Annotated in this window: 15 protein-coding genes; 6 read left to right on the top strand and 9 right to left on the bottom strand. The window is 72.6% G+C overall.

What is annotated here, in order from left to right; all coding sequences use genetic code 11:
• Positions 1-31: 31 nt before the first annotated feature.
• Together ACFYWL_RS03705 and ACFYWL_RS03700 are read right to left on the bottom strand one after the other, a co-directional pair.
• Positions 32-1,429, bottom strand: a complete 1,398-nt coding sequence (locus ACFYWL_RS03705) for a hypothetical protein (RefSeq protein WP_386966879.1) — start codon at positions 1,427-1,429, stop codon at positions 32-34.
• A 666-nt stretch (positions 1,430-2,095) separates the two neighbouring features.
• Entirely contained in the window at positions 2,096-2,368 is a 273-nt protein-coding gene (locus tag ACFYWL_RS03700) for a hypothetical protein (RefSeq protein WP_386966876.1), read from the bottom strand.
• A 285-nt stretch (positions 2,369-2,653) separates the two neighbouring features.
• Between ACFYWL_RS03700 and ACFYWL_RS03695 the strand changes: the two genes are divergently transcribed.
• Positions 2,654-3,547, top strand: coding sequence for a hypothetical protein (locus ACFYWL_RS03695; protein WP_386966873.1), 894 nt, complete (start codon positions 2,654-2,656; stop codon positions 3,545-3,547).
• A 167-nt stretch (positions 3,548-3,714) separates the two neighbouring features.
• Here the strand turns inward: ACFYWL_RS03695 and ACFYWL_RS03690 are convergent, their stop codons facing one another.
• Entirely contained in the window at positions 3,715-4,668 is a 954-nt protein-coding gene (locus ACFYWL_RS03690; protein ID WP_386966871.1) for a cyclase family protein, read from the bottom strand.
• A gap of 178 nt (positions 4,669-4,846) precedes the next feature.
• Between ACFYWL_RS03690 and ACFYWL_RS03685 the strand changes: the two genes are divergently transcribed.
• On the top strand, positions 4,847-5,617 hold the full coding sequence (locus tag ACFYWL_RS03685) for a phytanoyl-CoA dioxygenase family protein (protein WP_386966868.1): 771 nt from the start codon (positions 4,847-4,849) through the stop codon (positions 5,615-5,617).
• Positions 5,618-5,655: 38 nt separating this feature from the next.
• The gene (locus ACFYWL_RS03680; protein ID WP_386967753.1) at positions 5,656-6,498 is read left to right on the top strand and encodes a TrmH family RNA methyltransferase; all 843 of its coding nucleotides are present in this window, start codon (positions 5,656-5,658) and stop codon (positions 6,496-6,498) included.
• Here the strand turns inward: ACFYWL_RS03680 and ACFYWL_RS03675 are convergent.
• Both ACFYWL_RS03675 and ACFYWL_RS03670 read right to left on the bottom strand, forming a co-directional pair.
• A complete protein-coding gene (locus ACFYWL_RS03675; protein ID WP_386966865.1) occupies positions 6,487-6,915 on the bottom strand; it encodes a YkvA family protein in 429 nt (142 codons plus the stop codon). The two genes, ACFYWL_RS03680 and ACFYWL_RS03675, sit on opposite strands and share 12 nt — an antisense overlap.
• 51 nt (positions 6,916-6,966) lie before the next feature.
• Positions 6,967-7,185: a hypothetical protein gene (locus ACFYWL_RS03670; protein ID WP_386966862.1), complete on the bottom strand. Its 219-nt coding sequence runs from the start codon at positions 7,183-7,185 to the stop codon at positions 6,967-6,969.
• A 349-nt stretch (positions 7,186-7,534) separates the two neighbouring features.
• On the opposite strand from ACFYWL_RS03670, the gene ACFYWL_RS03665 reads away from it, so the two are divergent.
• On the top strand, positions 7,535-8,440 hold the full coding sequence (locus ACFYWL_RS03665; RefSeq protein ID WP_386966859.1) for a bile acid:sodium symporter family protein: 906 nt from the start codon (positions 7,535-7,537) through the stop codon (positions 8,438-8,440).
• Between the two features lie 259 nt (positions 8,441-8,699).
• Here the strand turns inward: ACFYWL_RS03665 and ACFYWL_RS03660 are convergent, their stop codons facing one another.
• Positions 8,700-9,770, bottom strand: a complete 1,071-nt coding sequence (locus tag ACFYWL_RS03660; protein ID WP_386966856.1) for an aminotransferase class V-fold PLP-dependent enzyme — start codon at positions 9,768-9,770, stop codon at positions 8,700-8,702.
• Positions 9,771-9,970: 200 nt separating this feature from the next.
• Between ACFYWL_RS03660 and ACFYWL_RS03655 the strand changes: the two genes are divergently transcribed.
• Positions 9,971-10,753, top strand: coding sequence for an inositol monophosphatase family protein (locus ACFYWL_RS03655; protein ID WP_386966853.1), 783 nt, complete (start codon positions 9,971-9,973; stop codon positions 10,751-10,753).
• Positions 10,754-10,849: 96 nt separating this feature from the next.
• Here ACFYWL_RS03655 and ACFYWL_RS03650 read toward each other — a convergent pair whose 3' ends face one another.
• Entirely contained in the window at positions 10,850-12,034 is a 1,185-nt protein-coding gene (locus ACFYWL_RS03650) for an acyl-CoA dehydrogenase family protein (RefSeq protein ID WP_386966850.1), read from the bottom strand.
• A 227-nt stretch (positions 12,035-12,261) separates the two neighbouring features.
• On the opposite strand from ACFYWL_RS03650, the gene ACFYWL_RS03645 reads away from it, so the two are divergent.
• Positions 12,262-13,011, top strand: coding sequence for a DUF899 domain-containing protein (locus tag ACFYWL_RS03645; RefSeq protein WP_386966847.1), 750 nt, complete (start codon positions 12,262-12,264; stop codon positions 13,009-13,011).
• Between the two features lie 147 nt (positions 13,012-13,158).
• On the opposite strand, the gene ACFYWL_RS03640 is transcribed toward ACFYWL_RS03645, so the two are convergent.
• Positions 13,159-14,046, bottom strand: a complete 888-nt coding sequence (locus tag ACFYWL_RS03640) for a helix-turn-helix transcriptional regulator (RefSeq protein WP_386966844.1) — start codon at positions 14,044-14,046, stop codon at positions 13,159-13,161.
• A gap of 129 nt (positions 14,047-14,175) precedes the next feature.
• Positions 14,176-15,060, bottom strand: a complete 885-nt coding sequence (locus ACFYWL_RS03635) for an alpha/beta fold hydrolase (RefSeq protein WP_386966841.1) — start codon at positions 15,058-15,060, stop codon at positions 14,176-14,178.
• Positions 15,061-15,164: the final 104 nt, after the last annotated feature.

Genomic DNA, 15,164 nt, shown 5'->3' with positions numbered 1-15,164 from the left:
GTCGGCTACGCTGCCGGCGCCGCCGGGCACCTCACCGGACGGCCGTCTCCGGGGCCGTCGCCGCGGCCTCCTCGGCGGGCTGCTCGGCGGCCTCGCCCACCTCGCTGAGCTCGGCGATCTCGGCGGCGAGGCGGTCCGCCCCGGCCGCCTGCCGCGGCTTCACCGTCGGGAACTCGGCGGTCTCCCCGCCCCCCGCCGCGGCGGCCATCACGGCGGCGGCGGCCAGATCGGCCACCCGCTTCGCCTCCCGCTGCACCCGGGCCCGCACGTCCTTGGCGTGCCGCTCGGCCGAGTCGGCGGCGTTGCGCGCCTCCTCCAGCCGGTTCGCCTCCGCCGTCAGCTCCTGACGGACCTCGGCCAGCCGCTGCTGCAACTGGTGGACCTCGTTCTCCAGCGCCGACCCCTCCCGGCGGATCTGGGCGAGCTGCTGCTGTGCGGTGTCCAACTCGGTGTGCAGCTGCGTCAACGCCTGCCGCTGGCTGCCCACCTCCTGCTGCACGGCGGTCAACTGCTCCTGGTGCGCCGTCGCCTGCTCGTCGGCGCGCTTGCGCACCTCCGTCGAATACTGCTGCGCCTCGGCGATCAGCGTGGCGATCTTCTCCTCGGCGGCGGTGAGCTGCCCGGCGACGTCCCGCTCGGCCGCCGCCCGGTGCTCGGCCAGCTCCTGCTCGGCAGCCGCCCGCCGCTCGTTGATCTCCCGCTCCACGTTGACCCGCCACTGCGCCAGCTCCTGCTGGCTCTGCGCGCGCGCCGCCTGCACCTCCTGCTGGATCTGCGTGCGGGCCGCCTTGGTCAACGCCTCGGCCGCCGCCCGCGCCTGCTCCACCTGCTGGGCGGTCAGCTCGTTGATCCGCTTCGCCTCCTGCTGGGCCTGCTCGTGCGCGGCCTCGCCGTCGGTCCGGAGCTGCTCCACCAGCTCCTGCACATCCGCGAGCTGCGCCTCCGCCGCCGAACGCCGCTCCTCGTACGCCTTCTCCTGCTCGGCGCGGCGCGCCGACAGCTCCGCCTCCAGGTCGTGCAGCGCCTGGGCGGCGTGCTCCCGCGCCTCCACCAGGATCCGCTCCGCCTCGGCCTGCAGGTCGCCGGCGCGCTGCGCGGCGGTCTCCGTTATCGCTGCGGCCTGCTTCTCGGCCAGCGCGAGGATCTGGTCGACCATCGGCCCCAGGTCCCGGAACGACGCCCGGTCCACCTGCGCCGGCCGCTGGCGCAGCTCGGACACCTCCGCCTGTAGCGCCTGGAACTGGAGGGTCAGGTTGCGCAGCTGGTGCTGCGCCCGGTCCCGCTCGGCAGTCAGTGCCGAGGCCCCGGCCTCGACCTGCTCGACGTACCGGTCGACCTGCCGCTTGTCGTAGCCGCGCAACGCCTGCTCGAAGCTCGGCCGCCCGTTCGGCTCGTTGCGTACCGCGAAGGTTTCCCCGCCGTGGGACATCCGGCATCCTCCGTAGAGTCGGACCTATCCGAGAGCCGGCGGTGCGGCCGCCGGGCGTGATGGGGCGCAACGTTACCGGCGTCGCCGCCCGCCGAACACCCCACCCCGCCCGGGCCCGCTGTCGCGGCCGGGCCGCGACCGCCCAGGCCGGGGCCCGACCGCCCCCCGCAGGGCCCGCCGCCGGGCCGGGCCGCCGCGCCCCGCGCTTGAACCCGCCCGTTGTACGTGACACAACGCGACCGTCCGGCCCGGCCGCACCACCCCTCGGTCTGGCCCCTTTGCTCTGCACCCACGGACGCAACGCTCCACGCAGCGCGACGGTCCGACGCGGGCCCCGGCCATTCGCGATCTCGCATGCGCGCAGGTCGACTGTGGTGTTGCGGATATGGGTGCAGAGCAAAGGAGAGGCGGGATGTCCTGCGGGGTCGACGGGGCATGACCCAGAGTCACGCCGACCGGCACCGGGAAGCGCCGGCCACAGCCAGTAACGGAACGTTATCGGTTGCTGGACTCACCCCGCCTCGTGGGGTGAGGCGAGGTGAAGCGGGACGGTTGCACAGGTCGTTCCACCGGCGACCCTGGGGCCGGGTCCGATGTCACCGCAGGCAAAGCGGTCGGGGGCGGTCGAGCCCGTAAGAGACGCGGTGGGGTTGAGCCGGCGATCATTCACAGACTTCCTCCTTGTCTCGGATTGGGGGTGCCCAGGCACCGTCGGGCGGTGGGGATGTCCACGCCCTCGACGTTGACGCCCTCGCTGTGCAGCGACCTCATGGCCCGGTAGAGCGCCACCTGGACGAAGACCTCACCGTCGGGGAGCTGTCGGGGATGCTGCGCTTCGACATGCGGCGGGCGCATGTGCGGCGGCTGCCGGTGGCGGAGCAGCGAGCGCTGGGGAAGGCGCTCCGACGGCTCGGCGCGTTCGAGTCGGCAATCCGACATGCTGTCGAGCTGGAGTGGAGCTGGTGAAACTGGCCGCCGACGGCCTGGCCAGCGGCGTTGATCGCCCCGACCAGCCGAGCGGCACCGAACGAGCCGGCCGGCAAGGCCCGAAAGTCCATCGCCGCCGACGAAACGGACCGGCATCCCCGCTGGTCGACGGGCTTGCCCGACGCGGAGCGGCGGACATAATCCTTTGTCCGCAGGTAACCAGTTCGCCCGCAAGCGGTACCAGATGATCCGCCGGCGCAAGGCATCGCCTAGCCTCACACCCCGAGAGGAGGACGGTTGTCCCCGTCCGACCACGCCTTCCACCTCTGGATCGGCCGCGATTCGCAGGTGACCGCCGTCGCCCTGACCGAAATGCGGATGAGCGGCAGGGCGAATGTGCACGAGTGGGGCAGCATCACGGAGGTGACCCCCGGTCAGCACATCACCGGGAGCGCGGCGAGCAAACGCGTCACCATCCAGCTCATCGTGGTGGCCATCGTGTCCCTGTACGTCTGCGGCCTGTCGTCCGCCGCCTACTGGTGGTTGCTCCTGGCCGTAGACCTGGCCCTCGTTCTGTTGGCGGTTACCGCTGCACGCAAAGCGGCCAGCCGCAGCACCGTGGTCGCTCCCGACATCGACATCTATCCGGACATCCACCGCCTCATCGCCACCCACGAGGAGCGGCTGGCGTTCCGGGATCTGCAAACCTTGGCCGAGCGGATCGGCAGGACCCTGCCCGCTCTGGACAGCCTCGTCGACCCGAACGAAGCCGCCGAGCTGGTGGCGGAGAGCCTCTGGGAGGGGGCGGGGGTTCTGGCGCGCAGGCAGGAAATCCGTGAGGTGCGCGACGACTTGGGCCGGCACGCTTCGGACGGCTCATTCGAGTCGAAACGCGCCCACCTGGACCTCCAGAGCCAGCAGCGGCGGGCCGACGAGCTGTGGGAAGAGGCCAATGCGGACCTCGCAAGACTGACGTCCCATCTGACGGCCACTGCCGAGGCGGGGGAAAGGTTCGTCCGGGACCAGGATCTCGAAGACACGTTGCAGCGCACGGAGGCTGCTCTCAACAAGCTGTCGCTCGACGGCTCCCATGCCGGGGCCTACGCGGGCGAGCAGCTCGCCGACGAGACGACGGCCGTGTTGACGGCCTACCGCGAGCTGAACGACCTGTACGGCGGCGGCAAGTCCTAGCCAGGCAGCCGACGACCGAACCGAGCGCGACCCGTCGGTCGCGGTCGCCGGGCCGGCGTGCCTGACGACGTGCTCCGGCTCGTCACCTGGCTGCTCGCCAAGGACCCGCAGGACCGGCCGGCGTCGGCCATCGAGGTCTGGCCCCCTTCCGGCCCGAGGACACGCGGTCAGAACGTCGCAATCGGGTTGACCGGGCTGCCGGACGTACCGGCGAAGCGGATCGGCGCGACCGCGAGGTGGAAGTCCCACTGGCCGAGCGCGGCAGCCGTCGTCGCGCACGCCTCCAAGTCGCAGTTGTCGAGCAGCCACAGACCCATCGCGACGAGACCCACGGCGTGAACCGGCATCAACACGTCGTCGTACCCCGACGGCTGAACGTCCTGAGGCGTGTCGGCGCCGATCAGCGCGACGCCGCGTTCGTGCAACCAGGGCAGGCAGGACGCGTGCCAGCCGGCCTGCGTGAAACCGCTGGCCGCGCCGCCCTCGTGCCGGAAGCGGCCATGGCCGGTCCGAAGGAGCACCGCATCGCCGGACCGCACCCGTACTCCCTGGCGGCGCTCGGCCTCCTCGAGATCGTCGGGCGTCACACCCTGCCCCGACTCCAGCCACGGCACACCGCGGGCCCTCGCGACGTCGAGCAGGACGCCCCGCGTGATGATCCCGTTCGCCGCCGCCGTGACGGCCGCCCACGCCGACCCCGTTGCGGCGTCGACCAACGAGTGTGACCGCCCGTTGTACATCGTGCCGTCCCAGAAGACGTGGCACGGCGAGTCGACGTGGGTGAGCGTGTTGCCGTGGAACGTGATGCCGATCCGCTCGGACGAGAAGCCCCAGCGTCGGTCGGCGTGGAAGCCGGGCGGCATGTTCTCGGCACCCGGCATCTCGGCGGCGCACGGGCACGTCGTCGTCGACCGCTCCATCTCCTCCGGTGCGGCAACCTCCCACGCGCACGACACGCTCCTGCCGTGGCGCACGGCCCGCGCCGCCGCCAGCCGGACGTCGTCGGTGATGTGGTTCAGGGTGCCGAGCTGGTCTTCGTCGCCCCACCGTCCCCAGTTCGACAGCGTGTGGAAGTACCCGAGCACGTCGTCCTGCGTCGGCATCGCTCGGCCTGCCGTCATCCCAGCCGGCTCCTTCCGGTCATGCGGTTCGAGGCACCGTAGGCAGGTTATCGTCCGCAGGATCGAGGACCGTGCTGATCGGCTCCGTATCGTGTCCGGCGTCGTCGCGGCCACACCCGATCGAAACGGCGCGGAAAGTGTCGGGTGCTCGGGGCCGGTGCCGCCGCACGATGGGGCCATGGACGACACGACCCTGGTATCCCGGTTCCTTCGCGACGGCTTCGTGAAGCTGCCGGGCGCCGTCGCGCCGCGCGTGGCCGCGGACTGCGCGCGGCTGCTGTGGCGGGAGGCGGGCTGCGACCCGGACGACCCGGCCACGTGGACGAAGCCCGTGCACTGGGTGCCCGGCATGGCGCAGGGGCCGTTCGCCGCCGCGCCCAACTCGCCGTTCCTCCACCACGCGTACGACCTGCTCGTCGGCCCGGGACGCTGGGAGCCCCGCTATTCGCTGGGCACCTTCCCGCTGAGGTTCCCGCACCCGGAGGAGCCGAACGACGCGGGCTGGCACATCGAGGGCAGCTACCTGCCGGACGGCGCGACCTGGTACTTCACGAATCTGCGCTCCCGGGGCCGGGCGCTGCTGATGCTGTTCCTGTTCAGCGAGGTCGGCGAGGAGGACGCCCCGACCCGGATCCGGGTCGGCTCACACCTCGACGTGCCGCAGGTGCTGGAGAAGTACGGGGAGGCCGGGGCGAGCGGGCTGGACCTCGCGCCCGACCTGGTGGCGGCGTCCGACCACCGGCCACTCGCCCTGGCCACCGGCTCCCCGGGCGACGTCTTCCTGTGCCATCCGTTCCTGGTGCACGCGGCGCAGCCGCACCACGGGACACGGCCGCGCTTCCTGGCCCAGCCGCCGCTGATGCCGGCCGCGCCGTACGAGCTGGAACGGGCCGACGGTGCGTACTCTCCTGTGGAGATCGCGATCCGCCGGGGCCTCGGGCAGGAATAGGCGGCGCGGACACGAGGAAGGCGGGGACGACGGTGGGTCTGCGGGTGAGTGGCCGCAACGCGCGATTCCAGCAGTGGGAGGCACTGCTGCACAACCGGACCAAGCGGCAGCGTCGTGGCGAGTTCCTCGTGCAGGGCGTACGCCCGATCGCCCTGGCCATCGCACACGGCTGGCAGATCCGGGAGCTGCTCTACGACGCCGACGTGCAGTTGTCCGGCTGGGCGCGTGAGGCGCTGGACACGGTCCGGGCCGAGAAGTTCGCCGTCTCCCGTGAGCTGATGCACGAGTTGGGCGGCAAGGCGGACGCGGTTCCGGAGCTGCTGGCCGTGGTCGCCCTGCCCGAGGACGACCTGCGCCGCATCCCGGCCGGGCCGACCATGCTCACCGTCGTGTTCGACCGGCCCACCAGCCCCGGCAACATCGGTACGCTCGTCCGGTCCGCGGACGCCTTCGGCGCGTCCGGTGTGATCGTCACCGGCCATGCCGCCGACGTGTACGACCCGAAGGCGGTGCGGGCGAGCACCGGCTCGCTGTTCGCGCTGCCCGTGGTCCGAGTGCCCGCGCACCAGGCCGTGCTGTCCTGGGTCGGCGACCTACGCGCCGGCGGCATCGGCGTCGGCGTCGTGGGCACCGACGAACACGGCGCGGTGGAGGCCGCCGAGCACGACCTCACACAGCCCACGCTGCTCCTGATCGGCAACGAGACCACCGGTCTCAGCGCCGGCTGGCGGGCGGCCTGCGACCAACTCGTCCGGATCCCGATGTCCGGGGCCGCCAGCTCCCTGAACGCGGCGGCAGCCGCTACCGTCGTGCTCTACGAGTCGGCCCGCCAGCGCGGCGCTGCCGCCCGGCGTGGCGCGGACAGCGCCCTACGGGGCTGACGGCGTGCCGAGGAGCCGCTCGATGAGCCGGGTCTCGCCGGGCCAGGCGGCCAGCAGGACGTCCCGGGGCACCTGCCGGCCGGCGTAGCGCAGGGCGAGCGCCACCACGACGATGTCGTCGAGGGGGCCGATGACGGGCAGGAACTCGGGGATCAGGTCGACGGGGCTGGCCACCCACAGGCCGGCGAGGAGGACGGCGAGCTTCGCCCGGCGGGGCACCCGGGGGTCCCGGCGCAGCCGCCAGAGCATGGTGACGCAGTCCGGGACGAAGGCGGCGAGGTCCCGCAGCAGGCCGGGCGGGAGCCGGCGGGCCAGCAGGATCAGCAGCGCCCAGGAGGCGAGCAGCAGCGCGACCGCGCCGGCCAGGGCGACGGCCCAGTCGCGCCAGGCCAGGTCGTAATCGGGTACGACGTGCACGACTGGCCAACGTAGTCGCGCTCCCGGGGACGTGGGCAGGGGGTGCGGGTGTCAGCAGGAGCCCTCGTGCCAGCTGAGCTGCGTCACGGTCACCGGAAGATAGAAGATGTTGCCGCCGGGGGGCGTGCAGAGCGTGTAGTGGCTCGTCGACCCGTCCGGCCAGGTGTAGGAGTATTTCATGTCGACGTTGCGGGGCGTGTAGTTGTAGTAGGTCTTCGCCGGGACGCTGCCGGACCACTCGCCGGAGGTCACCAGAGACGGAGTTTCCACGGGGGCGGGATTCGGGTGCGCCCAGTTGGGCCAGACGCAGAAGGTGCCCTGCGCGCAATTCCCAGGCGGCCATGCTTCTGTCGCCTCGGAAGGCGCCGCCGACACGGCCGGCGCGGTGGCCAGCAGGCTCGCGGCGGATGCGGCAAGGGCAAGGGACCTCAGCAGCATGGCTTCCTCTCGACAATTAATCGACGTACGTCAAATTAACGCCGAAAGGTTGAGCGGTCAAGCACTCGGCGGTGGCGTGGGCGCATGATTCCTGCCGCGTATAGGGCAATCTTCGAGAACCGGCGCGGTGGCCGGCGGTGTGAAACTCATGGATCTCTTACCCCCGGAAGGCGGAGCCATCATGAGTAACGACACCGTGCTCATACTCTTCCCTATCGCCGTCGGCATCGTCATGCTCGGGCTCGGCCTCACGCTGACCCTCGACGACTTCCGCCGCGTGGTGCGCTTCCCCAAGGCGATGGTCGTCTGCCTGGTCTCCCAGATGCTGATCCTGCCGGCGATCTGCCTGGGCCTGGTCGTCGCGTTCGACCTGCGACCCGAGCTGGCGGTCGGCATGATGCTGCTCGCCGCCTCGCCGGGCGGCAGCACGGCCAGCCTCTACAGCCACCTGTTCAAGGGTGACCTGGCGCTCAACATCTCGCTGACCGCCGTCAACTCGGTGCTCGCGCTGTTCACCCTGCCGGTCATCGTGAACCTGTCGGTGGCGGGCTTCGTCGGCTCGGACAGCTCGATCGGGCTCCAGTTCGACAAGGTGATCCAGGTGTTCGCCCTGGTGCTGATCCCGATCGCGATCGGCATGGCGATCCGCGCGAGATTCACCAACGCCGCGACGCGCATGGAGCGCGCCGTCAAGATCCTTTCGGTGGTGGTGCTGATCCTGATGATCTCCAGCGTGATCGCCGGCCTCGGCGAGGAGGTGTTCGACATCCTCGGCGAGATCATCGTCGCGGTGGTGGCGTTCAACCTGATCAGCATGGGTCTCGGCTACTTCGGCCCCCGCCTGCTGCGCGTCGGCGAGCGGGAGTCGATCGCCTCGGCCTTCGAGATCGGCCTGCACAACGCCAGCCTGGCCATCACCATCGGGATGAGCCCGACGCTGCTCGACAACTCGACGATGGCGATGCCGTCGGTGACGTACGGCTTCGTCATGTTCTTCACCGCGGCCGTCTTCGGCGTCGTCGTCTCCCGGCGCGTGCGCGCGGGCACCGCCACCGGCGACTTCTCGGTGGCCCCGACCCGGGTGTGACCCCGGCCCCGCGCTGGATCCGATCGATCCGGTCGGGTCCGGCGCGGCGCCGCGCGCAGGTACCCGGCCAGGGCCTCCTCGCCGACCCGTTCCCGCCGGCCGGTGGGTGGCGCGCCACCGGCCGGCATCGGTTCGCCGACCAGCAGGGGGCCCAGGTCGGCCAGGCGCAGCGACCGTCCCGGGCCGCTGCGGTGCCGCCACAGGCCGCTGCGGGCGTCGAACCGGTAGTCGGTCAGCAGCCGGTGCCCGTGGCGGGCGATCAGGTCGCCGACCAGCGGCGCAGCGCCCGCGACCACAGCCGCTCCTCGCGGGCCCGGATGACGTCGGTGCCGACGGCCTGCTTCAGGGCGAACACCAGCCCCGCCCGGATCGACTCGACGATCGCCGGCGTGCCGCCCTCCTCCCGGGCGACCGGATCGTCGAGGTAGCGGTGACCGACCGGGTCGACGAACGCCACGGTGCCGCCGCCCGGGGTCGTCGGCACCCGGCTGCGGGCCAGGTCCCGGCGCACCACCAGGACGCCGGGCGTCTGCGGGCCGCCGGCGAACCTGTGCGGGGACAGGAAGACCGCGTCCTTGCCGTCGGCGGCGCCCGGCGTCGACTCGCCCATCCGGATCGGCACGTACGGGCCGGCGGCGGCGTAGTCCCAGCACGACAGGGCGCCGTGGGCGTGCAGCAGCGCGGCGATCGCGTCGGTGTCGGAGAGGATGCCGGTGACGTTGGAGGCGGCGGAGAAGCTGCCGATGCGCAGCGGCCGGTCCGCGTACCGGGCCAGTTGGGCGGCGAGCTCCGCGCGGTCGATCTGCCCGTCGCGGTCCGCGCCGATGACGACCACGTCGGCGTACGTCTCGCGCCACGGCAACTCGTTGGAGTGGTGCTCGTAGGGGCCCACGAACACCACCGGCCGCTGCCCGGGCGAGATGCGGTCGAGCAGGCCGTGGCGGTGTGCCGGCCCGTCCGGCAGCCGTAGTTCGAGCATCCCGACCAGCTTGTCGACCGCCGCCGTGGCCCCCGAACCGCGGAAGACGACGACGTGCTCGTCGCTCCCGCCGACGGCGTCGTGGACGATCCGCCGGGCGTCCTCGCGCAGCCGCCCCGTGGCCAGGCGGGTGGCGGAACTCCCCGTGTGAATGTTGGCGTAGCGGGGCAGCACCCAGTCCCGGACGGCGTCCTCCACGAAGTCCAGTGCCCGCCCGGAGGCGGTGTAGTCGGCGTAGCTGATCCGCCGCGGCCCGTAGGGCCCGTCCAGCACCTCGCCCTCGCCGATGATCCCGTCCCGGATCCGGGTCAACAGCCGTTCGGCCGTGCCCGGAGTGCCCGATGTGTCCATGGGGCGCTGCCTGCCCGTGGCGCGACGGCGTCGGGGCAGGCCGGCGGGCGTCGATGCCCCGGGCGTCGGTCCCCAGTGTGCCCGAACCGACCGGGAGGGCCGGCTCCGGGCATGGCGCTCGGACGTCGCGCGACTGGTGCCGGGGCGGGTCCCGGTGCGACGATCACGACCGTCCCTGCGGCCGACACGAGGAGAACGCGATGGTCAGCGGTGCCGAGCTGGACGACTGCCGGCGGGTCGCCGAGGAGGCGGCGCGGCTCGGCGGCCGGGAGCTGCTGCGGCGCTTCGGCGACCACGGCCGGGTCGACCACAAGACGGCCTCCACCGACCTGGTGAGCGAGGCGGACCGGGCCAGCGAGGCGCGCATCGTGGAGCTGCTGCGCGCCCGCCGGCCCGACGACGGCATCGTCGCCGAGGAGGGCAGCGGCCGCACCGGTAGCTCCGGGCTGCGCTGGGTGCTGGACCCCCTCGACGGCACCGTGAACTACGTCTCCGGAATCCCGTTCTGGTGCGTGAGCGTGGCCTGCGAGGAGGAGACGCCGGACGGCTGGCGGCCGGTGCTCGGGGTGGTGCTCGACCCGGTGCACGACGAGCTGTTCCACGCCGTCCGGGGCCGGGGCGCGTACCGCGACGACGTTCCGCTGGCCCGGCCCGCCGGCGTCGCGCTCGACGAGGTGATTCTCGCCGCCGGGTACGCCTACGACGTGGCCCACCGCAAGGTGCAGGCGGCCGTGGTCGCCGACCTGGCCGGCGACGTGCGCGGGGTGCGGATGCTCGGCTCCACCGCGCTGGCCCTGGCCTGGATCGCGGCGGGCCGCTGCGACGCGTACGTCGAGGACCGCACCTTCCGGTGGGACTGGGCGGCGGGGCTGGTGATCGCCGTCGAGGCCGGCGCGGCCGTCGAGGTGAGCGGCAGCCGCGTCCTCGCCGCCCCGCCGGAGCTGATCGACGGGCTGCGGCCCCGGGTCGCCGCGCTGGGCTGACCGCCGCCGCGGAGCCGGCCTCCCCGGCGCCCGCAAGGTGCGACGGGCCGCCCGGCGAGGGGGTGCGCCGGGCGGCCCGCCACGTGCGGGGAAGGCTCAGACGAACAGGGTGTTCGGGCCCAGGCCGCAGGCGATCCGGCCGTACAGCTCGGTGTTGGTGTCGGGGTTGATCAGCCCGTGCAGGCTCATCGCGTTGACGTCGCGGACGATCCGCTGGATCGGCACGTCGCGGTAGATGGAGGTGCCGCCGCTGGCGGAGGCGAAGAGGTCGACCGCCTCCTTGGCCAGCCGGGTCGCCCAGCCGTGGTCGGCGCGCACCCGGGCCCGCTCCTCGAGGGTCCACTCGGCGCCGGTGGCGGCCTTCGTGTCGACGAGGTCGGCGGCGTGGTACGCGTGGAACTCGGCCTGCTCGATCTTCATGAGCGCGGTGCCGACCTTCAGGTGGGTGACCGGGGCCTCGCTCTGGTTCTCGTACTCCGTGTAGGTGATCTTCCGGCCGGGCAGCCGGTCGAAGAACTCGTCGCGGGCGGCCTTGGCCACGCCGACGGCCGCCCCCACGCCCGACGCCGCCGCGTTCAGCGCCGCCGGGGTACGCCAGACGGGGGAGTCGGCGTTGCCCTGCGACAGGCCCTGCGGGATCATCGCCGCGCTCATCGGGATAATGTGGCTGTTCGGGACGAACAGGTCCCGGGCCACGGTGGTGACGCTGCCGGTGGCGGTCAGGCCGGTGGTGTACCAGTCGTCCACGATCTCCAGGCTGCCGATCGGCACCAGCGCCATGATCGGCTCCGGCTCGGCGTCCGGGCGCAGCACGACCACCGCGATCTCCTGCCACTGCGCGTGGTGGGCCCCGCTGATGAAGTGCCAGCTGCCGTTGACGACGACGCCCCCGTCGGTGGGCACCGCCGTGCCGCCGACGCTGTTGGTGCCGCACACCCGGGCGTTGGGGACGGCGAACACCTCGTCCTGGGCCTCGTCGGGGAACAGGCCGGCGATCCAGGTGGGGATCCACAGCACCGAGGTGACCCAGGCGGTGCTGGCGTCGCCCCGCCCCAGCTCGGTGGCGACCGCCACGAGCGTGCGGGCGTCCACCTCGTACCCGCCGTAGCGGCGGGGCGTGCGGAGCCTGAACAGCCCCGCCTCCTCGATCGCGGCTACCGTCTCGTCGTGCAGCCGACGATTCTCCTCCTGCCACGCCGCGTGCTTGCGGATCAGCGGGACGAGACCCGCCGCCCGCTGGACCAGCTCCTCGCGGGTGGGTGCTTCGGTGGTCGTGGACACGTGTCCTCCTCAACGCAGGCGACCGGATCGACCGGGGTCGTGTCGGCCAGGCGCCATCGACGCTGTCACACCTCGTGCGCCATAGCCTCTTCCGGATTGCCCGGCGTCCACACAGGACGGGCGGTGGGAGGGCACGAGAGGAGAAGTCGGCAGGCGGGGCCCGTGCCAGGCTCGCAGGTGTCGCCCGGCCTCCCCGCGGCCAGGCGGCGACCGTCGAGGGAGGAACGATGAGTTTTCCGCAGATCGTCTCGCGTGAGGAATGGACCACGGCCCGGGAGAAGCTGCTGGAGGAGGAGAAGGCGCTGACCCGCGCCCGCGACAAGCTCAGCGCCGCCCGCCGGGCCATGCCCGTCGTGCCGGTGGAGAAGGAGTACGTGTTCGACTCGCCGTCGGGGCGGGTGACGCTGCTCGACCTGTTCCAGGGCCGCCGTCAGCTCGTCGTGCGGCACTTCATGTTCGCTCCCGAGGCGAAGGAGGGCTGCGTCGGCTGCTCGATGCAGGCCGACAACGTCGGGAACCTGTCGCACATGCACGCCCGGGACACCTCGTTCGTGATGATCGCCCGCGCGCCGATCGAGAAGATCGAGCAGTTCAAGGCCCGGATGGGCTGGAGCCACATCCCGTGGGTCTCGTCGTTCGGCAGTGACTTCAACTACGACTTCAACGTCTCCATGGAGAAGGGCGAGCTGCCGGCGGTCAGCTCGTTCATCCGCGACGGCGAGAAGATCTACCACGCCAGCTCCGTGTTCGACCGGGGCGGCGAGGTGTTCATCAACACCTACAACTACCTCGACGTCACCCCGCTGGGGCGGCAGGAGGAGGGGCTGGCGCACCCGTGGGACTGGTGGCGTCACCACGACCGCTACGACTCCGACGAGGCCGCCAACCCGGGCGAGAACTGGTGGACCGGGGTCAACAAGTTCCGGGTGCGCCAGGACGGCGCGCCCGCGCAGCCGGCGGAGGCCGGGACGCAGTGACGCCGGCGCGGTGGGGCGCGGCGGCGCTCCACCCGTCGGGGCGGCCGGTTCCCGGCCGGGCGGCGCGGGCCGCCCCCGGGGAGCCGGCCGCCGCCGTGTGCGCGGGAGGCGCCGGGCGGGCGCGGCGGCTTCGCGGGGCCGGGCGGCTCAGGGGATGGCGACGCTGTGCCGGGGCGTGGGCACCGGGGCCGGGGCCGGGGCGGACGCGGGGGCGGGGGCGCGGCGGGGGATGCCGCCGAGCATGCGCAGCGCCGCGGCCGACGGCGAGCCGGCCTCGACGGTGAAGGTGACCAGCATCAGGTCGGGGGTCTCCTCCAGCCGCAGCGTGTGCTGGTTGACCGTCAGCGCCCCGACGACCGGGTGGGCCATGTCGTAGGTCATCGACTCGCAGGTGCTCACCGGGTGCTCGGCCCACATGCCGGCGAACTCCGGGCTGCGCGACAGCAGCTCCTCGACCAGCCCGACGACCCGGCGGTCGCCCCGGTAGCGACCCACCGCCATCCGCAGGTAGGCCACCACCGAGCGGGCCTTGCCCGGCCAGTCGGCGTACAGCTCGCGCATCCGGGGGTCGAGGAAGACCGAGCTGCTCATGTTGGGCGCCTCGTCGAGGTGCCAGGCGAGCAGCGCGTGGCCCAGCGGGTTCCAGGCGTGCACGTCGGTCGCGGCGCCGAGCACCATCGCCGGCACGTCGGGCATCATCGCGAGCATCTGGCGCAGGGCCGGCGGCGCGGCGTGGGCCGGTGCGGGCCGGTCGGTCGCCGCCCGGCCGGGGCGGGCCAGCACGAACAGGTGGGCCCGCTCGTCGCCGTCGAGCTGCAACGCCCGGGCGACCGCGTCGAGCACCTCGTCGGACACGTTGTGCGCCTGGCCCTGCTCCAGCCGGGTGTAGTAGGAGACGCTGACGCCGGCGAGCTGGGCCAGCTCCTCGCGGCGCAGCCCGGAGACCCGCCGGCGCTCGCCGTAGCGGGTCAGGCCGGCGTCCTGCGGGCGGATGACGCCGCGACGCGATCGGAGAAACTCGCCCAGCGGATTCATGCGACTCAGTATGGCCGACGAGCATGACACTGTCAGTGGTACCCACCGTGGGAGTACCAACGGTTTCCGGCCGGGCGGGCGGATCGCGCCGGGCCCGGCCGGAGCCGGACGAGTGTCCTGATCGGACGGTCAGGCCGTCTCGGCCAGGAAGCGCAGGATGTGGGCGTTGGTGATCTCCGGCTGCTCGGTGAGCGGGACGTGCCGCGAGTCGGGGACCAGCGCGCCGGCCGACCCCTTCGGCAGGGCCTCGACGATCCGGGCGAGCTTCTCCTCGTTCATCGCGAAGGCGACGTCCTGCACGCCGAAGATGTTCAGCGTCGGCTGGGTCGGCAGGGCGCCCCACAGCGCACCCTGCTCGGCCGCCCACTCCGGCGTGCCGAACGTCGCCGGGGGGAAGTTGGTCCGGTACATGCCCAGGGCGGCGCGCAGGTTCTCCGGCCGGCCCAGGGCGGCCCGGATGTCGGCCAGGTCCTGCGTGACGTCGTAGCCGTCGCGGGAGTACTTGTGCAGCATGAACTCCAGGAAGGCCAGGTCGTTGGCGGCGACCAGCTCGTCGGCGGCGGCCATCTGGAAGAACCAGAAGTGGGCCTGGACGTTGATGCCCCGGGGGTCGAGCAGATACTCGCCGAAGAACTGGAACGGCGGCACGTCGCAGGCGACCAGCCGCGACCAGCGCTGCGGCGCCTGCACGGCCGCGGCCCACGCCACCGCGGCCCCGAAGTCGTGCCCGATCAGCACCGCCCGCTCGTCGCCGCCCAGCACCTCGTGCAGGGCGTTGACGTCGGCCACCATGTCGCGGATGTGCTCGCGGCCGGGCGGCGGGACGGAGCTGGGGGCGAAGCCGCGGGTCCACGGCGTCACCACCCGGTAGCCGGCGTCGACCAGCACCGGCACCAGGTGCCGGAACGAGTTGGGGGTGAACGGGAAGCCGTGCACCAGCAGGGCCAGCGGGCCCTCGCCCAGTTCACGGTATGCGATGTCGACCCCGTTGACGGTGACCTGAGATTGACGCATGGGATGCCTCCTCGGCGGGCATGGATTGCACCAAGACTGGCCGAGCCGGCGACCCCCCGCTTCTTCCTGCGTGCTGCCTCGTTGTAACGCGCGGACCCGGGAGG

This window comes from Micromonospora sp. NPDC002575 (genome assembly GCF_042889525.1).
Classification (GTDB): Bacteria; Actinomycetota; Actinomycetes; order Mycobacteriales; family Micromonosporaceae; genus Micromonospora; species Micromonospora carbonacea.
Note: the sequence above shows the minus strand (reverse complement) of the source record. Positions and strands in the feature narration are given on the sequence as shown.